Source organism: Oceanimonas smirnovii ATCC BAA-899 (assembly GCF_000381965.1).
Taxonomy (GTDB): Bacteria; Pseudomonadota; Gammaproteobacteria; order Enterobacterales; family Aeromonadaceae; genus Oceanimonas; species Oceanimonas smirnovii.
The window spans coordinates 105,629-125,022 of sequence record NZ_KB908459.1; the positions used below are offsets into that span (position 1 = coordinate 105,629).

The window sequence follows — 19,394 nt, forward strand, 5'->3', positions numbered from 1 at the left end:
CAAAAGGATAGTTTCATGGCTGAAGCAGCAAACGGTGCCGACACTCAGGCGCAACAACAGGTAGAATTTCAGATCCAGCGTATTTATCTGAAAGACGTGTCCTTTGAAGCACCGGGTACGCCCGTGGTGTTCCAGAAGGAATGGAAACCCGAAGTTAAACTGGATCTCGACACCAAAAGCGCCCGCCTGGGTGACAATGTATTTGAAGTGGTGCTGACCCTGACCGTCACCTGCAACATGGGCGAAAACGAAACCGTTTACCTGTGTGAAATTCAGCAGGCTGGTGTGTTCACCATCGGTAACATGGCCGAGCCGCAGCTGGCTCATTGCCTGGGTTCTTTCTGCCCCAATATTCTGTTCCCCTATGCCCGTGAAACTGTATCCGGTCTGGTGAACAAGGGCTCCTTCCCACAGCTGAATCTGGCGCCGGTCAACTTTGATGCTCTGTTTGCCGCTCATATGCAGCGCGCTCAGGAGCAACAGCAGCAGGCCGATGCCTGATGACCCGGCAGGCTGCCATTTCAGTGCTGGGGGCCGGCTCTTACGGCACGGCCCTGGCTATTGCGCTGGCCCGCAACGGCCACCGTACCCTGCTGTGGAGCCACAGGCCCGAGCAGGTGGCCACGCTGGCGGCAGACCGTTGTAACAAGGTTTTTCTGCCCGATGCGGCCTTTCCCGACAGCCTGATACCGAACGCTGATCTGCAGCAAGTGGTGCAGGCCAGCCGCAATTTGCTGATTGTGGTGCCCAGCCATGTGTTTGCCGATGTGTTACGCCAAATAAAGCCGTTTTTGCGCCCGGACAGTCGTATTGCCTGGGCAACCAAGGGGCTGGATCCGGATACCGGCAACCTGCTGCAGCAGGTTGCGACCGATATTCTGGGTGAAAACAGGGCGCTGGCGGTATTGTCGGGGCCAACCTTTGCCAAAGAGCTGGCCATGGGCCTGCCCACGGCTATTTCCCTGGCATCCAACGATGCCGGCTTTGCCAGAGAGCTGGCCGATCTGCTGCACTGTGGCCGCTCGTTCCGGGTATATCTGAACGACGATATGGTGGGGCTGCAGCTGGGCGGTGCCGTCAAAAACGTGATTGCCATTGGTGCCGGTCTGGCAGACGGGCTGGGTTTTGGTGCCAATGCCCGCACTGCGCTTATTACTCGCGGGCTGGCCGAGCTGCAACGTCTGGGCGTGGCCCTGGGTGCTCAGCAGGATACCTTTATGGGCATGGCCGGGCTGGGCGATCTGGTGCTCACCTGCACCGATAACCAGTCCCGTAACCGTCGTTTTGGCCTGGCACTGGGGCAGGGCAAGAGCGTAGATACCGCCATGGCCGAGATCGGTCAGGTGGTGGAAGGTTATCGTAACGCCGCCGAAGTGCATCAGCTGGCGGGTCGTCATGGGGTGGAAATGCCCATTTGCGATCAGGTGTACCGGGTGTTGTATGAAGGCAAGAACGCCAAAGAGGCCGCCATTGCCCTGCTCAGCCGGGATCGCAAAGCGGAGTAGCAGAGAGCTTGAAGCGATAAGCTCGAAGTGAACACCCAAACAAAAGGAGCCTTTGTGGCTCCTTTTTGCTTTCGGGCGAATGCGCTCAGTAGTAGGAGTGGTCGCCGCGCTGGTGCTCGGTGGCGTCGCGCACGCCGTTGAGTTCACCCGGGAACAGCTCGAGCAGTTGCTTCTCGATACCTTCCTTCAGGGTGACGTCTACCATGGAGCAACCGTTACAGCCGCCGCCAAACTGCAGAATGGCCAGGCCGTCTTCGGTGATCTCGGTCAGCACTACCTGACCGCCGTGACTGGCCAGCCCGGGGTTGATCTGGGACTGCAGCACATATTCGACCCGGTCGGCCAGAGGGGCATCATCCGGCACCTTGCTCATTTTGGCATTGGGAGCTTTCAGGGTCAGCTGAGAGCCCATCTGATCGGTGACGAAATCAATTTCGGCTTCTTCCAGAAAGGGGGCGCTTTGCGGGTCAACCACGGCTTCAAAACCATCAAACTGCAGATGGGTATCTTCCGGATCCACTGCATCGGGAGGACAGTAAGAAACGCCGCACTCGGCATTGGGTGTGCCGGGGTTAACCACAAACACGCGAATATTGGTGCCTTCCGGCTGCTGCGACAGCAGCTTGCAGAAGTGCCCCTGGGCGGTTTCGGAAATCGTAATCATCGCTATCCTCGTAAACCTGACTAAACAACTCAACTTTAAATCATACTCCTGTTGCCAGCGCTTGAATAGTGATCAGCGTTCAAGAGTGCGGCACACTGCCCAGACTTCGACGGTTTCCACGCCATTGTCGTGCAGCAAGTGAGTCAGCTCCGTCATGGTGGATCCGGTGGTGATCACATCGTCCAGCAGGGCGACGTGGCGATAGCGGCAGTTAGCAACAGCAAAGGCTCCGGTCAGATTGCGCCGGCGCTCTGCTCTGCTCAGATGGGTTTGCGCTGCGGTGGCACGCACCCGACGCAGCACCCGGCTATCTATGTGCAGATCCAGGCATGACTGCAGGCCACGGGCTATTTCATGGCTCTGGTTAAAGCCCCGGCGCAACTGTCGCCACCAGTGCAGCGGCACCGGCAGTATGGCTTCAGGCCATGGCGGGGTCAGCTCAGCAGCCAGCAAGTGCCCCAGCAGGCGGCCATTGAGCATTTTTCCGTGATATTTCAGATTGTGGATCAGCCGGTTAAAGGGAGCATCAAAAGGGGCCAGCACCCGCATGCGCTGCCAGGCCGGCGGCTGTTTCTGACAGCGGCCACAGTGGGCATCGTCTACCGGCAGCGGAAAAGCACAACCCGGGCAGGGATAAGTCAGCACCGGCAGACCGGTGCGGCAATGCCGGCATAACAATGGCTGCTCATCACAGTCCTGCCGGCACAACAGGCACTGTCCCTGCCACAACGGGCCGGATTGTAAGCGGGCCAGCAGGGGCCGTATGATGGGCCGGAGACGATAAGGAAACATGTAATGAGTGTATATACAGAACGGCGGGGCAGTGGCCCTGATTTGGTGTTGCTGCATGGCTGGGGCATGAACGGCGGCGTCTGGCATGAGCTGGCCGGCAGGCTGGAAAGTGATTTTTGTCTGCATATGGTGGACTTGCCGGGATTTGGCCACAGCGCGCCGTTGCCAGCAGGCAGCTCTTTGGCTGACTGGGCCGCCAGTGTACTGAAAGTGGTGCCGGAACACGCCGCCTGGCTGGGCTGGTCGCTGGGCGGGCTGGTGGCTACTCAGGCGGCACTGCAGGCACCACAGCGGCTAAGCGCGTTAATTACCCTGGCAAGTTCGCCCCGCTTTGTCAGTGAAGCGGGCTGGCCCGGTATTAAGCCCGAGGTGCTGAGTGGTTTTGAACAGCAACTGACAGAGGACCATCAGCAGGTGGTAAACCGTTTCCTGGCACTGCAGGCCATGGGCAGTGAACACGCCCGGGAAGACATTCGTCGGCTGCGTAACAGTCTGGCCAGTCGGCCGGCACCGGATCCCCGGGCACTGGCAGCTGGCCTTGGTCTGCTGGGCGAGACTGACCTTCGGGCCCAGCTGGCACAGCTGGAGATGCCGCTGCTACGGCTTTATGGCCGGCTTGATGGTCTGGTGCCGCGCAAGGCGGCGGTGCTGACCGACGAGCTGGCACCTGACAGTGACAGCCATATTGAGCCCAAAGCCTCTCACGCGCCCTTTATTTCTCACCCCGATGCCACTGCGGACAGAATAAGAGACTTTTTACACCGGCTGAAGTGAGCCGGCTTGCTGCCCCGCCGGACGCTCTGGGCTATAGTCAGAACTGACAGGCAATCTCGCCTTGAAGGAAACCGTTATGGCCATACCCGTCATTCTGCCCAATATGCCGCCCAATCCGGCCCAGCCCGCCACCGAGGCGGCCCGGGCAGATAATGTGCGCCGCCCTGCCATCCCGGTTATTCGGGCGGTACAGCCTTATGTGGCCATTCGTCAGCGTGACCGGCAACGCCAGCGCAGCCGGCGGGAAGATGCCTTTGAAGCCTGGCTGAGTCTGCATCAGGGCGCGGTTTGTCTGATTGGCACCAGCCCGGCCATGAGCCGCCGGCTGGAAGTGATCAACCGGCGTTATCACGACCTGGAAGGGCAGGCGGATGCCGTGCTGGATGTGGAGGTCTGACGACCGCGCAGTGGCCGTTGACTGAAAATAGAAATAATCCGGCGCTGTGTGTAAAATTCGTGCTCTTTTTGCTGAACAACGAGATCACGTCATGGGCAGAGCCTATCAAAACCGCAAAGAATCCATCGCCAAGACCGCCAATGCCAAGAGCAAGGTCTACAGCAAATACGGCCGCGAAATTTACGTGGTCGCCAAAGCCGGCGGTGCCGACCCCGATGGTAACCTGAGCCTGCGTGGCCTGATCGAACGCGCCAAAAAAGACCAGGTGCCCACCCATGTAATTGAAAAAGCCCTGCAAAAGGCCACCAGCGGTGCCGGTGAAGATTTTTCACCCGCCCGCTATGAAGGTTTTGGCCCGGGCAACTGCATGGTGATTGTGGACTGCCTGACCGACAACCCCAACCGTACCATTGGTGACGTGCGTCAGTGCTTTAACAAGGTCAAGGCCAAGCTGGGTACTTCGGGCACAGTGAGCCACATGTTTGATCACTGCGCGATTCTGGTATTTGACGGTGACGACGAAGAGGCCGTACTGGAAGCCCTGATGATGGCTGATGTAGATGTAACTGACATTGAGCTGGAAGACGGCAAGATCACCGTCTTCGCGCCCAATACCGAATATGCCAAGGCCAAACAAGCGCTGATCGATGCTTTTGAAGGTATCGACTTTGAGGTGGATGCCATTCAGTTTGTGCCCCAGACCACGGTAGAAATCAGCGGTGATGATGTGGCTCAGATGGAGCGCTTTCTTGATATGCTCAACGATGTGGACGACGTTCAGAACGTGTATCACAACGCCGAATACTGATACATCCTTACTCTGTAAACCTATCGTCACAGGGGCAGCCGGCAGGCTGCCCCTTTTGCGCTCTCAGTACACATCTTCCCGGTATCGGCCTTCCGCCTTGAGGGTCTGCACATCCAGCCCCAGGGGAGCCATTATCCGGTTTAGTGTCTCCGCGACGCTGTTGGCCATGCCCCGGCCGCCACACACCAGAAACTGAGCACCGGCCCGGACCAGGGTGCGCAACTGTTCGCTGTCTGCCTGAATGTGGTCCTGCACATGGCTGGGCTCCCCGGCCCGTGAAAAGGCCGTGGCCAGTCCGGTCAGGCGGTGGTCTGCCAGATAATGTGTCAGCTCGGTCTGATATAAAAAGCCAGACTCAGGATCCCGGCCGCCCCAGTAAAGATACATGGCGCGTTTTTGCTTATTGTGGCGAATAAAGCCGGCCAGCGGACCGATACCCGTCCCGGTGCCAATCAGCACAACCGGAGTCCGGCCGGCCCCGGGCCGGAAGGCCGGATGAGGCTGAATAAAGGCATCAATAACATCACCGGGCTGCAGGCCATGCAAAAAGGCAGAGCACACGCCTCTTTCATGCCGCCGCACACATATTTCCAGCTGACCATCTGCCGACGCGCTGGCCAGGGAATAGAGCCGGGGCACAGTACTGCCCGGCGCATAAATACCCACCAGATCACCCGCTTCAAATGATGGCCAGCCTGCGCGAGCGAATACTCGCCGCCAGCGGCGACGAGGCAGAGTGAAACGTAACACACTGACCGGTGCTTCGGTGCCGGTGCCATAGTCCGTCCGCTCTGCCAGCTGCAGCGCCATTGTGGATCGCCGGCGGGGCACATGATTCAGTGTCAGCGGACTGCCCAGAGCCTGGCCCAGTTGCTGCCCCCAGCGGGAGAAAGCCTGGGGTGACTGCCGGTCTATGGTGCTCAGACCCAGCAGCGGACACCAGCCGGCGTTCAGCAGGGCTGTATTCACATCCTGTGCAAAGCGGCAGAACTGCGGAAACTGACTGTCACCAAAACCCAGCACGGCAAAGCGCAGACCGGAAGCCACAGGCAGTGTGTGCAGCCGCTCCAGAAAACGGCTGGCAGAGGCGGGAGCGGTACCGTCGCCGTAGGTGGCGGTCAGAATAAGTAACTGGCGTGCTCGGGGGTAATCACGCAGGTGGTTCATGGGCGCAGTATGCACCTGGTGACCGGCGTCGGTCAGGGCCTGGTGCAGTGTTGCGGCAAACCCCCAGGTGCTGTTGGTTTCGCTGCCTACCAGAATCACCGTATCGGCGCTGCCGGCCTTGTGATTACCGGCAAGTCTTGGCATGGCCCGGCGTCGTTGCCACCAGATGCGAATACCGGTGACGGCAAGCACGGGAGCCGTCAGTGCACTCAGACCAAGCAGCAGGGCCAGCCACCACCAGGCTTCACTGGTATGCAGCCCATTGATCAGACCGTTGATGCTCTGCTGCCGATCATGCGGTTGCCACGACAGCATAATACCACTCCGGGGATCCACATAGCCGGCGCCTTCGGTGGTCTGCACGGAATAAGGCTCGCCGGGATAGGGGAATACCAGCTCTTTCAGTTCGGTAACATCAATGGCCTGCAAGGCAGGAAGGCTGGCGACGGCCGTGCTTTCCTGCTGGATGACGTCCGGCCATGCCGGCTCGGCAGCAGAGCCTTCCGGTAACAGGCCAAAGGTGAGCGCTGACATATAAAGGCCGGTAATGGCAGAGAGCATCAGGCCGGGCAGAGCGGCTCGCCCCAGCCATGCATGCAGTCTGCGCTGGCCATTGCCTGCTGCCGGCGTCAACAGCTTGCGCCACCCTCCCTGCTGTCGTGCCAGCATCGGCACTCCCGATACGCACAGAATCAGCATGACAAGAGCGGTAATGCCGGCAACGGCACGGCCGGGAGTGTCCAGCAGCAATGATCGGTGCAGCTCTCTGACTCCGCGAAAGAACGCCGATGGCTGATAGGGGGCCATGGCTGCACCGGTAACGGGGCTGACCAGATCGGCACCGGACTGCCCCTGTTGCTGGTAATACACCACAATGGCACCGGACGGACGGCGATCAATCTGTTCAATCTGCGCATAGTGACGGCTGATGCGTCCGGCCAGCTCTGCTACGTTGATTTGCCCTGCCGCAGGGGTCTCAATGCCGGCCCGTTCAAGAACCGGCTCTGCCGACAGCAGAGCACCGGTTACCGATAACAGCAGAATAAACAGGGCGGCCACCAGTGCCGGCAGGGAATGCAGGGTGCGCAGCATAACAAGGCTCCTTGTTACCGGTCAGAACTGATAGGTAAAGGATTTTACATATCCCCGGCCGGCTACCGGCTGACCGGCACCAGCTGTGGTCAGCGGTACCATGACCTCCGCTCGCTGATCCCGTTGATCTTCCACGGCGGTATCCAGCCGCAGCTGATAGCCGGCGTCAAACAGCGCATCGTCCAGATCTACCCTGGTGGTGAGGGTGTGACCACTCAGCAGGCTGGCCCCGGTTTTGCCGTCATACTCGGCCCCGCGCAGCCCGCTGCCCCGTGCCCAGTCTTTCAGGTGCTTGTAATACTTTGCTTTTTTACCGGCTACCCACAGGGTTTGCTGATAACGACCGTCAGCGTCAGTGACGTAAATGGCCACATAGGCACCATCGCCGCTATAGTCTTTCAGTTCGGTGGTCAGGGTGACTTCCCGGGCCTGACTCAGGCCCGGGAGGGAAGCTAGAACAAGTACTGCTGCTGCGATTTTCATGATGAAGTGTCCGTTATTGACCGGCGGTGGGCACATTGCCATAAGCCGAGAGATCGCTGTTTTCACTGAATTCCACTTCCAGGCTGCGAATACGCAGGGAAGCCGGTGCATATTTCGCTTCTATCCGGTTACCGTGCCGGTCCCGGCCCTTGACCTCATAGCAGCCGTCATCCACTTTAATGCGGTGCACCTGCCAGCCGTGCTGCTCCACCATCTGGCGCAGGTTTTCACGGGGCTGCCAGTCTGCAACGGCATCGTGACAGTCGTCATCGGCATGGGCGCTGCCGGCGGCCAGCATCAGAGCCAGGGCGGTTGCGCTTAGGGAAAGATATTTCATGGTCTGTCTCCTTCTGGTGTCTTGTTTCAGTGTGCGCTGTTTTCCTGACAGACACCTGAATGTCATAAAAATGTGTGCTGATATTCGGTAATAACGGACAGCTTCAGCCGGCTGTCAGCCAAACGCGATATGCTTGAAGCAGACAGAGACCGACAGCGGGAAGAATCCATGCGTATATTACTGATTGAAGACAGTGCCGGACTGGGAGAGGCAATACGGGATCAGCTTGCCGATGATGGCCATGCGGTAGACTGGATGCAGCAGCTGGCACCTGCCCGTGCCTGCATCAGGACCACGGAATATGATCTGGTTTTGCTCGACCTGATGCTGCCCGACGGTGCCGGGCTGGACTTTCTGCGCTGGCTGCGGGCATTACCTGCCGGGACGTCGGGAGCCGTTACTCCCGTGATTATTCTGACCGCCCGGGATCGTATTTCCGACAGGATTGAAGGACTTAATGCCGGTGCCGACGACTATCTGGTCAAGCCGTTTGATCTTGCCGAACTGACCGCGCGTATTCATGCCGTGACCCGGCGTTACCATGGTCACTCTAACCCGCGGCTGCAGATAGGCGATCTGGAGGTGGATCTGAATGAGCACGCCGTCTGGCGAGCAGATCAGCGCATTGAGCTCACCGCCCGTGAGTGGGCACTGCTGGAGGCGTTTCTGCAACGGCCCGGAACTCTGTTGTCCAAGACACAGCTGGAAGATCATCTCTATGCGTTTGGTGCTGAAATTGAGAGCAACACCATAGAAGTATATGTCAGCCGGTTACGCAAACGTCTGGGGCGCGGGCTGATTGAAACAGTGCGTGGCATGGGCTACCGGCTGGTACGGCCATGAGTGGTTCCACCAGCCTTCAGCGCCGCCTGGGCCTTGGTCTGACCCTGGGCGTGTCTTTATTGTGGTTGCTGGCCACCCTGGCATCCGGGGTGGTGGTACGTAACGAGCTGGATGCGGCCTTTGACAGTGCCATGGAAGAAACGGCCCAGCGCATACTGCCGCTGGCAGTGACTGAAATTGTAAACAGAGAGCTGCCGGGCCTGTCGCAGCAAATTGCCATGCTGCGGCCGCATACCGAAATGCTCAGCTATCTGGTGCGTGATGCCAGTGGCACAGTGTTGCTGCAGTCTCATGATGTTAACCCGGCGCTGTTTGCCGCGCGTCCGGTAACCGGATTCCGTACCTCGGACAGTCATCGTATCTATGGTGAAGCTGCGGTGAGTAATACCATTTTTATTGAGGTGGCGGAGCCGCTGGCGCACCGGCAGGAAACGGCGCGGCAAGCGGTGATGGCGCTGCTGGCACCATTGTTACTGCTGATCCCGCTCAGTCTTGCCGGTATCTGGCTGTGGGTGCGCAGCAGCCTGCGCCCTGTGCTGGCTTACAAAACGGCCATTGAAACCCGCGGAGCAGGTGATTTGTCACCGGTTACCCAGATAGCGCTGCCTGAAGAGATTGAGCCGGTGGCACAGGCTGTGGATCAGCTGATGGAGCGGCTGCGCCGGGCGCTGGAGTCGGAACGCAGCTTTACCGCCAACAGCGCCCATGAGTTGCGCACTCCGCTGGCCGCCGCGCTGGCTCAGGTACAGCGGTTGCGGCAGGAAGCACCGGAAACTCAGTGGCAGCAGCGAATTGATCATATTGAGGCGTTACTTCAGCGGCTGGCGCGCCTGTCGGAAAAGCTGATGCAGCTGGCCAAGGCAGAAGGCGGAGCCTTGCTGGCCACCGAGCCGCATAACGCTGTGGCTGTTATCAGGCTGGTGGCCAGTGAGTTCCGGCATGATCCGGCAGGATGGCGTCTGCAGCTGGAGCTGCCGCAGACGGGTGCTGTGATGACCACACTCGATATGGATGCGGTTGCCATTCTGGTGCGTAACCTGATTGAAAACGCGCTTAAATACGGTGATGAGACGCAGCCGGTCAGGGTCAGTCTGTCGAGTGAGGGAAGGGTACGAGTCAGTAATGGCGGCCCGCCGGTGCCGGCGGATCAGCTGGCCGGACTGACCGCCCGCTTTGCCCGTGCTGCGGGGGCTCATGTGTCCCGTCCGGGGGCCGGCCTGGGACTGGCCATTGTGGATGCCATTGCCAGCGGTGCCGGCACTCGCCTGGTGTTGTCTTCACCGGCACCAGGACAGTCCGACGGCTTTGCTGCCGAAGTCATGCTGCCCGGTATTATGCCCCCCCACTGATGCTCGCCATAGCGTGCCTTGGATCACATAATTGCTAACAATTTTTCTGTTTTTTGTGACTCAAGCACCTGCCTGAAAGCATGGTATATCGACGATTCAGAATGCCTTTCATCCTCTAAGTTTTTTTAAACTTTTGATTTTAATTACCTTAATTTTCTGTCCGATTACTTTTAGTGCGCACCTCTCATGTCAACCAAACCTGTCTAAATGATTAACGCATCACTCACAAACAAGTTTACAAATCGTTAACGATGGTTCCATAATTAAATCGTTAACGATTTATCAGGTTTGCTGTAAACAAGGAGTCAGTATGCGGATCAAGATTATCAACCCCAACACCACTCGAGCGTTTACCGATGCGCTGCAGCGACTGGCCGACAGCGTGGCCCGTCCCGATACCCAGGTGCTGGCGGTCAGTCCTGCCAGCGGTCCGGCCTCTATTGAAGGCTTTTACGATGAAGCGCTGGCGGTACCCGGTGTGCTGGAAGAAATCGCCAAAGGAGATAGGGAAGAAAATATTGATGCCTATGTGCTGGCCTGCTTTGGCGACCCCGGCCTGTATGCTGCCCGCGAGCTGACCGACAAGCCGGTGCTGGGCATTGCCGAGGCAGCTTTTCATATGGCGAGCATGGCCGGCGCTTGCTTCAGCATAGTCACCACGGCTCCCCGAGTGCGCTTTATGACTGAGCATCTGGTCAGCCGTTACGGCTTTGGCGAGCACTGCAGCGGCATTCGTACCACACCCATGCGAGTGCTGGATCTGGCTGAATCGCCGGACATCGCCATTGCCAAGGTGATTGCCGAGTGCCGCAAGGCCATGGCAGAAGACAAGGCAGAGGCCATAGTGCTGGGCTGCGCCGGTATGTCCGCCTACCGGGAATATATCGAACAGGAGATCGGTATTCCGGTGATCGATGGCACAGTGGCGGCACTCAAACTGTGCGAAGCCATGGTGGATATGAAACTGGGCACCAGCAAGGTGCTGACCTTTAACTGGCCACGCCCCGAGCTGGCCACGCCGGGCAAGGGGCTGAAAATTGCCTGAGCTTGCTCGTAACCGCCCGGCCATGATGGCCGGCGTATGAATGAGGGCGGCAGTGCCCTCCCGTGACGGAATACCGAGGACTAGACTATGGCTATTCAGAATATCAACAGCGAAGCCGCCATTCCCATGAGCACCGGCAAAGCCCAATCGGCTCAGACTGCCGGCAACGACAAGAAGGCCGGGGAAGAATCTCTGGCTCCCCAGAAGCATCGTATTATGGGCCGCCTATCCTACCTGCTGGCCTGGTTCGGTGGTTGTGTGTCGATCGGCACCTTTACCATGGGCTCCAGCATTGTTGGCACCCTTAACCTTATGCAGGCGGTGGTGGCCATTGCCATTGGTTGTTTTGTGATCGGTATTGCTCTGGCGCTGAACGGTGCCGCCGGTTACAAATACGGCATTCCCTTTATGGTGCAGGCCCGGGCCGCCTTTGGCTTTTCCGGCACCCGTTTTCCCGGTCTGGTACGGGCGGTGCCGGCCATTGTCTGGTACGGCTTTCAGAGCTGGATAGGGGCGGGGGCGCTGAACGCGGTGTCGGCCACCCTGTTCGGATTCGACAATCTGGTGCTGTTCTTTGTGCTGTTCCAGTTTCTGCAGATTGGCCTGTCCATTTTTGGCTTCCAGGGCATCAAGTGGCTGGAAAATATTGGCAGCGGCTTTATTCTGCTGGCGCTGGTGTACATGTTCTGGAGCGTGATCAACCGCTACGGCGACGAAATCACCGCCAACCTGGTGAACATGGAAGGCACCTGGGGTGTGCCCTTCTGGGGCGCGACCATGCTGTTCCTCGGCATTTACAGCACCATGATGCTGAACGTGAGTGACTACTCCCGTGAGCTGAAGGAAGGCACCAAGCCCGGCCTGCTCACCATCATCTATGCCATGTCCATTCTGCCCTGCACCCTGTTTATGGGTCTGATTGGCCTGATGGTGTCCGGTGCCACCGGCGTGTCCGACCCGATTCAGGTGTTCTCCAGCGCCGTGGACAATACGCCGCTGCTGGTGACCACCCTGCTGTTTATCGCCTTTGCCCAGGTCACTACCAACGTGCTCAATAACGTGGTGCCGCCCACCTACATTCTGATGGACGTGTTCAAGCTGAAGTTCCGCACCTCCACCATTCTGGTGGGTCTGCTGGCCTTCTGCACCTTCCCCTGGGAACTGGTGAAGGAAGAATCTTCCGCCGGCCTGCAGCTGTTCGTACAGACCTACTCCGCCTTTCTCGGCCCCATCTTTGCGGTGATGGTGGTGGACTACTTCATTCTGCGCCGCCGCAAGCTGGATATTACCAAGCTGTATGACGAGAACGGTCCTTACAAGGGCGTGAACTACGCCGCCGTGATTGCCGCCCTGGCCGGTGCCCTGGTGGCCCTGACCTTCTCCTCGGTGTCCTGGTACGCCAGCCTGATCCCGGCCGGTGTCACCTACTACCTGCTGATGCAGTACTGGCAGCCCTGTCAGCGCTTTCGCAACTAAGTCATTCAGCTCCGCACATCAGCTGCGGAGCTGTTTTTGTTTTTATCCCGGGAGAAAAAGCATGGATGACAAGCAACTTGAAATAACCCATCACGATCCGCTGCTCTATAACGAAGATTTGGCTCCGCTCAAGCACAAGGACCGGCATTGGGGCTGGTTTGAAATTTTTAACGTCTGGTCCAACGATATTCAGAGTCTGTTTGGCTACACCCTGGCGGCGTCGCTGTTTCTGAGTTACGGCCTGAACGGCTGGGCGGTGATGGCAGCCATTATTCTGGCCGGTTTTATTGTGATGGTGCTGGTGAATTTAAGCGGCAAGCCCAGCGTCAAATACGGCATTCCCTTTCCGGTGATGATTCGGGCCAGCATGGGGGTGCGCGGTGCCAATTTTCCGGCGCTGCTGCGGGCCATTATCGGTATCTTCTGGTACGGAGTGCAAACCTACTTTGCTTCTACCGCCGTGACTCTGTTACTGACAGCGCTGTTTGGTCAGAGTAACAGTGAATTTCTCGGTATGTCGGGTACCGCCTGGCTGTCGTTTATGCTGGTCTGGGTATTTCAGATAGCTCTGTTCTGGCAGGGTATCGAAAAAATCACCGTGTTTCTGAACTGGGCCGGGCCACTGGTGTATGTGGTGATGCTGGTGCTGATGCTGGTGGTCTGGTATCAGGCCGGTGATCAGCTGCTGCCGGCCGTGGCGACCATCTTTGATGGCGGCGGTGATTATCAGGGCAGTGACGTGGCGGCTTTTTCTGCCATTGTCGGCACCATGGTGGCCTATTTTGCTGCCGTTGTGATCAACTTTGGTGACTTTACCCGCTTTGTGCGCAGCGAGCGGCAGATGAAAATTGGCAACTTTGTGGGGCTGCCCCTGAATGTGGCCTTCTTTTCCTTTATTGCGTTGATCATTACGGCCGGCACTCTGGTGTTGTTTGGTGAGGCACTGACCAACCCTGCAGATATTGTGGACCGGGTTGACTCTTTGCCTCTGACCATTGTGGCGGCGCTGACTTTCTTTGCGGCGACCGTGGGCATCAACCTGGTGGCTAACTTTATTCCGCCGGCCTATGACCTGGCCAACCTGTTTCCAAAGGTGATTAGCTTTCGCATTGGTGGCCTGATCACTGCGGTGGTTGCCTTCTTTGTGGGCGGACTCTGGGTGGCAGTGATTAGCCAAATGGGGATTTCCGGCTTTGTGAACGCGCTGGGGGCCATTGTGGCACCTTTTTACGGCATTATTGTAGTGGATTACTACCTTATTAAACGCCAGAGCCTGAATATGCAGGAGTTGTTTTCACGGGATCCCGAGGGAGCCTATTTCTACCAGAGCGGCTGGAATAAAAAGGCGATGATTGCCTTTGCCATGGCCGCTGTGTTCTCCGTTGCAACTGTCTGGGTACCGGCGCTCAGTGATCTCAATGGTTACGGCTGGATGATTGGCGCAGCGCTTGGCGGTGTTTTTTATTACTTGCTGGCACCAAAGCCCAAGCGTCAATACTGACAAGGCGGTCTTGCCGGCTAATGACCCCTTGTTATGATGGAGATGATCCATACATGTTTTTTTAAAGGTTCTGAGTCATATGCCTGAAGTGGCAAAAACATTAATGCTGATCAACCCCAATTCCAGTGAAAGCGCCACGGCAGCCATGGTGGCGCTGGCCGGGCAGGTTGCGGGGGGCGGTGTGCAAGTGCAGGGCCTGACCAATACGGGAGTGCCGGCCCTGCTGACCACGCCGGCCGAGATCAGGGCGGCCACTGCCGGTGTGCTTGAGCTGGGCACAGCAGCGGCTGCCAAAGGCTCAGCAGCACTGATGATAGCGGCCTTTTCTGATCCGGGACTGGCTGAACTGCGTCAGCGTGTGAAGGTGCCGGTAGTGGGCATTGCCGAGTCGGCCTATCTGGCTGCAGCCCGTGAAGGCCGGCGTTTTGCCATTGCCACTATTACTCCCGATGCCGAGCTGCTGGCTTTTTTTAAACACAAAGCCATAACGCTGGGTCTGGAGCAACAGTTTTGCGGCACCCGGGTAACAACCGGTGATCCCACTGAGCTGGTGATGTCTTCCGACAAACTGGATCATGCACTGAGTGAAGCGGTATGCCAGGCGGTAGTAAAAGACGGAGCGGACGCTGTCATCATTGGTGGAGGGCCGCTTACCGGTTCAGCATTAAGGTTACAGCCTCACTTTGATATTCCCCTTGTAGTACCTGTACTTGCTGCTACCCGGGCAGCGGTAATGGCTATTAATAAAGAGAGTTTTTAACGAACGAAAACAAGATTGTTGACAATAAAAAGCCATGTTAACCTGAAGTTAAATGGCCGCAGAGCACAAAGGACAAATCCATGAATAATAAAAACAAGGATCTGGATAAGGTATATCAGCGTATCTGGGAGGCGATCGTTGCCCACAAGCTGTTACCGGGTACCCGGCTGAAAGAAGAAGAGTTGTGTGAGACGTTTGGCTTAAGCCGGGGGTTTGTGCGCAAGCTGCTGCTGCAGCTTTCTTATCACAAGCTGGTGAACCTGGTGCCCAACAGCGGCGCTTTTGTTGCTGAGCCGACGCCGGAAGAAGCCAGAGATATTTTTCAGGCGCGCCGGTTGCTTGAAGCCGAGCTGGTACGGGAGCTGGCGAGTAAGTGTACTCTGCGGGAGAAAAAGCTGCTGCAGGAACATTTGCATAAAGAACATCAGGCGGCAGAGCAGGGGGATCAGAGTCTGCGCATTCGGCTGTCCGGCGAGTTTCATCTGCTGATTGGCAAACTGGCCAACAAGCCTGTGCTGACCTCCTTTCTGCATGAGATCATTCCCCGCTCATCACTAATTGTGGCCCTGTATCAGCAGCCAGGTGGCGCGCGCAAGGGGCATCATCATGCCGGCCCTTCCTGCAGCGAGCATAACGACCTGCTGGCCGCCATTGCCGGGCACCACACAGAGCGGGCGGTGCAGCTGATGATTGATCATCTCAACGAGATAGAAGCCCAGCTGCAGCTGGAGCCTCCCACTGAAGAAGACATTAATCTCAAGCATATCTTTGCCGATCTGTAGGGCTTGATCGTGATGACCGGCGGGCTATGATGCCAACTTACTGATTTTATTAAAAACGTTACAGCGGCCTCACCGGGCCGTTGTTTTATATGGGAGCAGGCATGATGGCCGATTTGGATTATCTGAAAACGAGCATTGATCTGGCGCGGGACAACGTAGCCAAGGGCGGCCAGCCCTTTGGTGCCGTGCTGGTGAAGGACGGCAAAGTGCTGGCGGAAGGGGTAAACCAGACCTATGTTGAGCATGATCCTACCGCCCATGCCGAAATTCAGGCGCTGCGTAATGCCGCCCGCACTCATAAACAATCATTGTTTGCCGGCAGCACCATGTATGCCAGCGGCAAGCCCTGCGCCATGTGCATGGCCGCCATGATCCAGGCCGGCGTATCGCGGCTGGTGTATTGCGCTGGCGACGACGTGGGCGAGGGCTATGGCTGGTCTACCGAATATCTGTATCAGCGTATGCAGCAGCCCTTTGGTGAGCAGGGCGTGGAAACCCTGCACCTGCCGCTGGACGAAAAAACCGCCGTGTTTGACCTGTGGCAGGAACAGCACGGTTATGGTGCCAATGAGCATATCAAGCAGGATTAACGCCGGCGTGGCTACTGCCGGCAGGTGTTATCGCAGGCACTGATCAGCCGCTCGGCCAGCAATTTGCTGTGGGCCGAGAGTTTATCCTGGGCGTGCAGGGTCAGCTCCAGATCCGGCACATCGGGCAGGCCATCGGCCTCGGAGAGAATGCGGTGGTTGGTGGTCACCAGCCGCCGCGGCAGCAGGGAAATACCAAAGCCGGCCTCCACCGCACAGCATACCCCCGACAGGCTGGTGCTGACATAGGCCAGCCGCCAGCTGCGGCCCAACCGGTCAAAGGTGTGGGCCATTTCGCCCCGGTAAAGACCACCGATGGGAAAGGTGACCAGCGGCACCGGCTGACTGGCCAGGTTGTTGCTTTCCAGGCCGTCTATCCAGCACAGCGGCTCGGGCCAGCTGGCCATGCCCGGCACGCTGCCCGGGCGTTGCTTTACCAGCGCCAGATCCAGCTCGCCGCGCTGAAACTCCCGCCAGATATCGCTGCACAGGCCGCTTTTTACCTCCAGCCGAATGCCGGGATACTGATCGGCAAAGGCAGACAAGGCGGGCATGATGGCGTGGGTGGCAAAGTCTTCCGGCACCCCTAAGCGAATTTTCTGCTGCTCTATGCTCAGGCTGGTCTGGGCCACGGCTTCCTGCATTAGCTGCAGTATGCGCCGGGCGTAGTTGAGCACCCGCTCGCCTTCCAGGGTGGCGGTAATGTAGCGGCCCTTGCGGTTAAGCAGTTCGCAGCCAAGCTGGGATTCCAGCTTGCGTACCTGCTGGCTGACGGTGGACTGGGTAAGGTGCGTGCTGTCGGCGGCGCGGGTAAAACTGCCGGTATCCACCACGGCCACAAAGCTGCGCAGCAGCACGGGATCGAGTGTTGTCAGTTGAGTCATTTTTTCCTGGTAGTGGGAAGTCCACTGGGTATCATTGTATTATTTAATTTATAAATTATTATTTCATACACTACAATCCACGTGTTCAGCATTTAAGCAATATGGCACCATGATAAGCTGCCGTGTTGCTCTCGTTGGCAAATGTCCAACCATCAAGCATAAAGGACAAAGTAATGGCCCGTAATACCTATTATGCCCCCAAGGGCGGTCTGCCCCCGCAGACTCAACTGATCCACGATCGCGCTGTCTTCACCGAAGCTTACGCCGTTATTCCGAAAGGCGTAATGAGCGATATCGTCACCAGCTTCCTGCCGTTCTGGGACGAAACCCGCCTGTGGGTGATCGCCCGTCCGATGAGCGGTTTCTCCGAGACTTTCTCTCACTACATCATGGAAGTGTCTCCGAATGGTGGCAGCGACAAGCCTGAGCTGGATGCTGGTGCCGAAGGCGTTATCTTCATCGTTGAAGGTGAAATGACCCTGACTCTGGAAGGCAAAGAGCACCACATGGAGCTGGGTGGCTACGCCTACCTGCCGCCGGGTGCCAACTGGACCGTGAAGAACAACAGCGGTGAGCCGGTGCGCTTCCACTGGCTGCGCAAGGCCTACGAATTTGTAGACGGCATCGACGTGCCGGAAGCCTTTGTCACCAACGAGAACGACATTGAGCCGACTTCCATGCCGGACACCAATGACGTCTGGGCTACCACTCGCTTCACCGATCCGACCGACCTGCGTCACGACATGCACGTTAACATCGTGACCTTCCAGTCTGGCGGTGTGATTCCGTTTGACGAAACTCACGTAATGGAGCACGGCCTGTACGTGCTGGAAGGTAAAGCCGTTTACCACCTGAACCAGGACTGGGTTGAAGTTGAAGCCGGTGACTACATGTGGCTGCGCGCCTTCTGCCCGCAGGCCTGCTACGCCGCTGGCCCGACCCGCTTCCGTTACCTGCTGTACAAGGACGTGAACCGCCACATGGTGCTGAACTCGTCCCCTGCTTACCGCGGCAACCGTCGCTAAGCATCAGCTGGAACGATAAAAAAGGCAGCCTTCGGGCTGCCTTTTTGCGTTTGGGGCGTAGAAAGTGCCAGCATTGTGCATAATCGTCGGCCAAAGCGCACTGCTTCTCCGGCACGCCATCCTTGGCGCGAAGGGCGCGGCGAAGCAGACACCCTTTGCCCTCCTCGGTAGGCTCGGTGCTGCCAGTCAGCAAGCAGACAGCGTCGATGTTGCTCGAAGCAGCAGTGGGGATTGCCGGATTCGACCGTCAAATGCCAGGGATGGCATTTGCCGAGCGTCCCATGGATGGGCCTGAAGCGTGTCGAAGGAGGTAACCCTGCTGCTGCTTCGTTTGGCTCGGCTTTTCAGACAACGAATGTTGCACGGCGCTTCAGAAAGACGAGAGCTCACGCCTCCAGCAGCCACTGCTGCAGCTGGCCAAGGGACGTCACTTCATGGTGGGGAGTAATGCCTGCAGGGGTGAGCTTGCCTTGCGTGTTGAGCCAGCAGGTGTGCAGGCCGGCGTTGAGGCCGCCGAGAATATCGGAGTGGGGGTTGTCGCCCACCATCAGCACCCGGCTGCGATCGGGGTTACCCATAAGCTCCAGCGCATGCTCAAAAATGCCCGGATCGGGCTTGGCCACGCCCACCTCTTCCGATACTACCAGAGGTGAAAAAGCATGCTCCCAGCCGGCGCGCTGCAGCCTTGCCTGCTGCATGGAGGCAAAACCGTTGGTAATAATGCCCAGCCGAGCTCTGCCTTCCAGCCCGGCAATCAGCTCACTGGCACCGGGCAGCAGGGTGCACACCTCCACCATGGTGTTCATAAAGGTCTCGTTCAGGTGTTGTGTGGTCACCGCCAGCCGTTCGGCCCAGAGGGCAAAACGGCGATGGCGCAGCTCTTCGGCATCAATATCACCATTCTGATAAGCCACCCATAACGGCTGATTCTGAGCCTGATAGTGTGCAAAGGCACTTTCATCGAAGTTAACACCAAATTCGGCAAAAGTACGCTTAAGGCCGCCAAATGCATCGAAATGAAACAAAGTGTCATCGGCGTCAAACAGTATCCAGTCGTAGCGCATCTAATCAAAACTCCAGAGCAAGTTGCCGGCAGAAGACGCACAGTGTAGAAAGTCCGTCA

General features: G+C 57.8%; 21 protein-coding genes. 14 read left to right on the top strand and 7 right to left on the bottom strand.

The window, feature by feature from the left end; genetic code table 11:
* Positions 1-15 precede the first annotated feature (15 nt).
* Both secB and gpsA read left to right on the top strand, forming a co-directional pair.
* Positions 16-501, top strand: coding sequence for a protein-export chaperone SecB (gene secB / locus G364_RS0108520; protein ID WP_019934722.1), 486 nt, complete (start codon positions 16-18; stop codon positions 499-501).
* Positions 501-1,505 (top strand): NAD(P)H-dependent glycerol-3-phosphate dehydrogenase, encoded by a 1,005-nt coding sequence (gene gpsA, locus G364_RS0108525; protein WP_019934723.1) that lies wholly within the window; start codon positions 501-503, stop codon positions 1,503-1,505. Before secB ends, gpsA begins: the two co-directional genes overlap by 1 nt.
* A gap of 85 nt (positions 1,506-1,590) precedes the next feature.
* Here gpsA and nfuA read toward each other — a convergent pair whose 3' ends face one another.
* Together nfuA and G364_RS0108535 are read right to left on the bottom strand one after the other, a co-directional pair.
* Positions 1,591-2,169 (bottom strand): Fe-S biogenesis protein NfuA, encoded by a 579-nt coding sequence (gene nfuA, locus G364_RS0108530; protein ID WP_019934724.1) that lies wholly within the window; start codon positions 2,167-2,169, stop codon positions 1,591-1,593.
* A gap of 72 nt (positions 2,170-2,241) precedes the next feature.
* Entirely contained in the window at positions 2,242-2,937 is a 696-nt protein-coding gene (locus G364_RS0108535; protein WP_026344797.1) for a ComFC family protein, read from the bottom strand.
* A gap of 27 nt (positions 2,938-2,964) precedes the next feature.
* On the opposite strand from G364_RS0108535, the gene bioH reads away from it, so the two are divergent.
* The 3 genes from bioH (at position 2,965) to G364_RS0108550 (ending at position 4,940) form a co-directional block, all read left to right on the top strand.
* A complete protein-coding gene (bioH, locus tag G364_RS0108540; protein WP_019934726.1) occupies positions 2,965-3,735 on the top strand; it encodes a pimeloyl-ACP methyl ester esterase BioH in 771 nt (256 codons plus the stop codon).
* Positions 3,736-3,811: 76 nt separating this feature from the next.
* Positions 3,812-4,132 (top strand): hypothetical protein, encoded by a 321-nt coding sequence (locus G364_RS0108545; protein WP_019934727.1) that lies wholly within the window; start codon positions 3,812-3,814, stop codon positions 4,130-4,132.
* A gap of 91 nt (positions 4,133-4,223) precedes the next feature.
* Entirely contained in the window at positions 4,224-4,940 is a 717-nt protein-coding gene (locus G364_RS0108550) for a YebC/PmpR family DNA-binding transcriptional regulator (protein ID WP_019934728.1), read from the top strand.
* Positions 4,941-5,003: 63 nt separating this feature from the next.
* Here the strand turns inward: G364_RS0108550 and G364_RS0108555 are convergent, their stop codons facing one another.
* The 3 genes from G364_RS0108555 to G364_RS0108565 are packed head-to-tail and all read right to left on the bottom strand — an operon-like array spanning position 5,004 to position 8,019.
* Positions 5,004-7,199 (bottom strand): PepSY domain-containing protein, encoded by a 2,196-nt coding sequence (locus G364_RS0108555; protein ID WP_019934729.1) that lies wholly within the window; start codon positions 7,197-7,199, stop codon positions 5,004-5,006.
* 21 nt (positions 7,200-7,220) lie between these two features.
* A complete protein-coding gene (locus tag G364_RS0108560) occupies positions 7,221-7,682 on the bottom strand; it encodes a DUF2271 domain-containing protein (RefSeq protein WP_019934730.1) in 462 nt (153 codons plus the stop codon).
* 13 nt (positions 7,683-7,695) lie between these two features.
* Positions 7,696-8,019, bottom strand: a complete 324-nt coding sequence (locus tag G364_RS0108565) for a PepSY domain-containing protein (RefSeq protein ID WP_019934731.1) — start codon at positions 8,017-8,019, stop codon at positions 7,696-7,698.
* A 168-nt stretch (positions 8,020-8,187) separates the two neighbouring features.
* Here G364_RS0108565 and G364_RS0108570 point away from each other — a divergent pair, with 168 nt between their 5' ends.
* The 8 genes from G364_RS0108570 (at position 8,188) to G364_RS0108605 (ending at position 16,365) form a co-directional block, all read left to right on the top strand.
* Positions 8,188-8,862, top strand: coding sequence for a response regulator (locus G364_RS0108570; protein WP_019934732.1), 675 nt, complete (start codon positions 8,188-8,190; stop codon positions 8,860-8,862).
* A complete protein-coding gene (locus G364_RS0108575) occupies positions 8,859-10,211 on the top strand; it encodes a sensor histidine kinase (RefSeq protein ID WP_019934733.1) in 1,353 nt (450 codons plus the stop codon). The genes G364_RS0108570 and G364_RS0108575 overlap by 4 nt, the downstream gene beginning before the upstream one ends.
* A 310-nt stretch (positions 10,212-10,521) precedes the next feature.
* A complete protein-coding gene (locus tag G364_RS0108580; RefSeq protein ID WP_019934734.1) occupies positions 10,522-11,256 on the top strand; it encodes an aspartate/glutamate racemase family protein in 735 nt (244 codons plus the stop codon).
* Positions 11,257-11,343: 87 nt separating this feature from the next.
* Positions 11,344-12,732, top strand: coding sequence for an NCS1 family transporter (locus G364_RS0108585; protein ID WP_019934735.1), 1,389 nt, complete (start codon positions 11,344-11,346; stop codon positions 12,730-12,732).
* A 61-nt stretch (positions 12,733-12,793) separates the two neighbouring features.
* Entirely contained in the window at positions 12,794-14,233 is a 1,440-nt protein-coding gene (locus tag G364_RS0108590) for an NCS1 family nucleobase:cation symporter-1 (protein WP_019934736.1), read from the top strand.
* Positions 14,234-14,312: 79 nt separating this feature from the next.
* Entirely contained in the window at positions 14,313-14,993 is a 681-nt protein-coding gene (locus G364_RS0108595; protein ID WP_019934737.1) for an aspartate/glutamate racemase family protein, read from the top strand.
* 80 nt (positions 14,994-15,073) lie between these two features.
* On the top strand, positions 15,074-15,775 hold the full coding sequence (locus tag G364_RS0108600; protein ID WP_019934738.1) for a GntR family transcriptional regulator: 702 nt from the start codon (positions 15,074-15,076) through the stop codon (positions 15,773-15,775).
* A 101-nt stretch (positions 15,776-15,876) separates the two neighbouring features.
* The gene (locus G364_RS0108605; protein ID WP_019934739.1) at positions 15,877-16,365 is read left to right on the top strand and encodes a nucleoside deaminase; all 489 of its coding nucleotides are present in this window, start codon (positions 15,877-15,879) and stop codon (positions 16,363-16,365) included.
* Between the two features lie 11 nt (positions 16,366-16,376).
* Here G364_RS0108605 and G364_RS0108610 read toward each other — a convergent pair whose 3' ends face one another.
* Complete coding sequence (locus G364_RS0108610; RefSeq protein WP_019934740.1) at positions 16,377-17,246, bottom strand: LysR substrate-binding domain-containing protein; 870 nt, start codon at positions 17,244-17,246, stop codon at positions 16,377-16,379.
* A 173-nt stretch (positions 17,247-17,419) separates the two neighbouring features.
* Here G364_RS0108610 and G364_RS0108615 point away from each other — a divergent pair, with 173 nt between their 5' ends.
* Complete coding sequence (locus G364_RS0108615; protein ID WP_019934741.1) at positions 17,420-18,271, top strand: bifunctional allantoicase/(S)-ureidoglycine aminohydrolase; 852 nt, start codon at positions 17,420-17,422, stop codon at positions 18,269-18,271.
* 386 nt (positions 18,272-18,657) lie between these two features.
* Here G364_RS0108615 and yjjG read toward each other — a convergent pair whose 3' ends face one another.
* Positions 18,658-19,335, bottom strand: a complete 678-nt coding sequence (yjjG, locus tag G364_RS0108620) for a pyrimidine 5'-nucleotidase (RefSeq protein WP_019934742.1) — start codon at positions 19,333-19,335, stop codon at positions 18,658-18,660.
* Between the last annotated feature and the right edge of the window lie 59 nt (positions 19,336-19,394).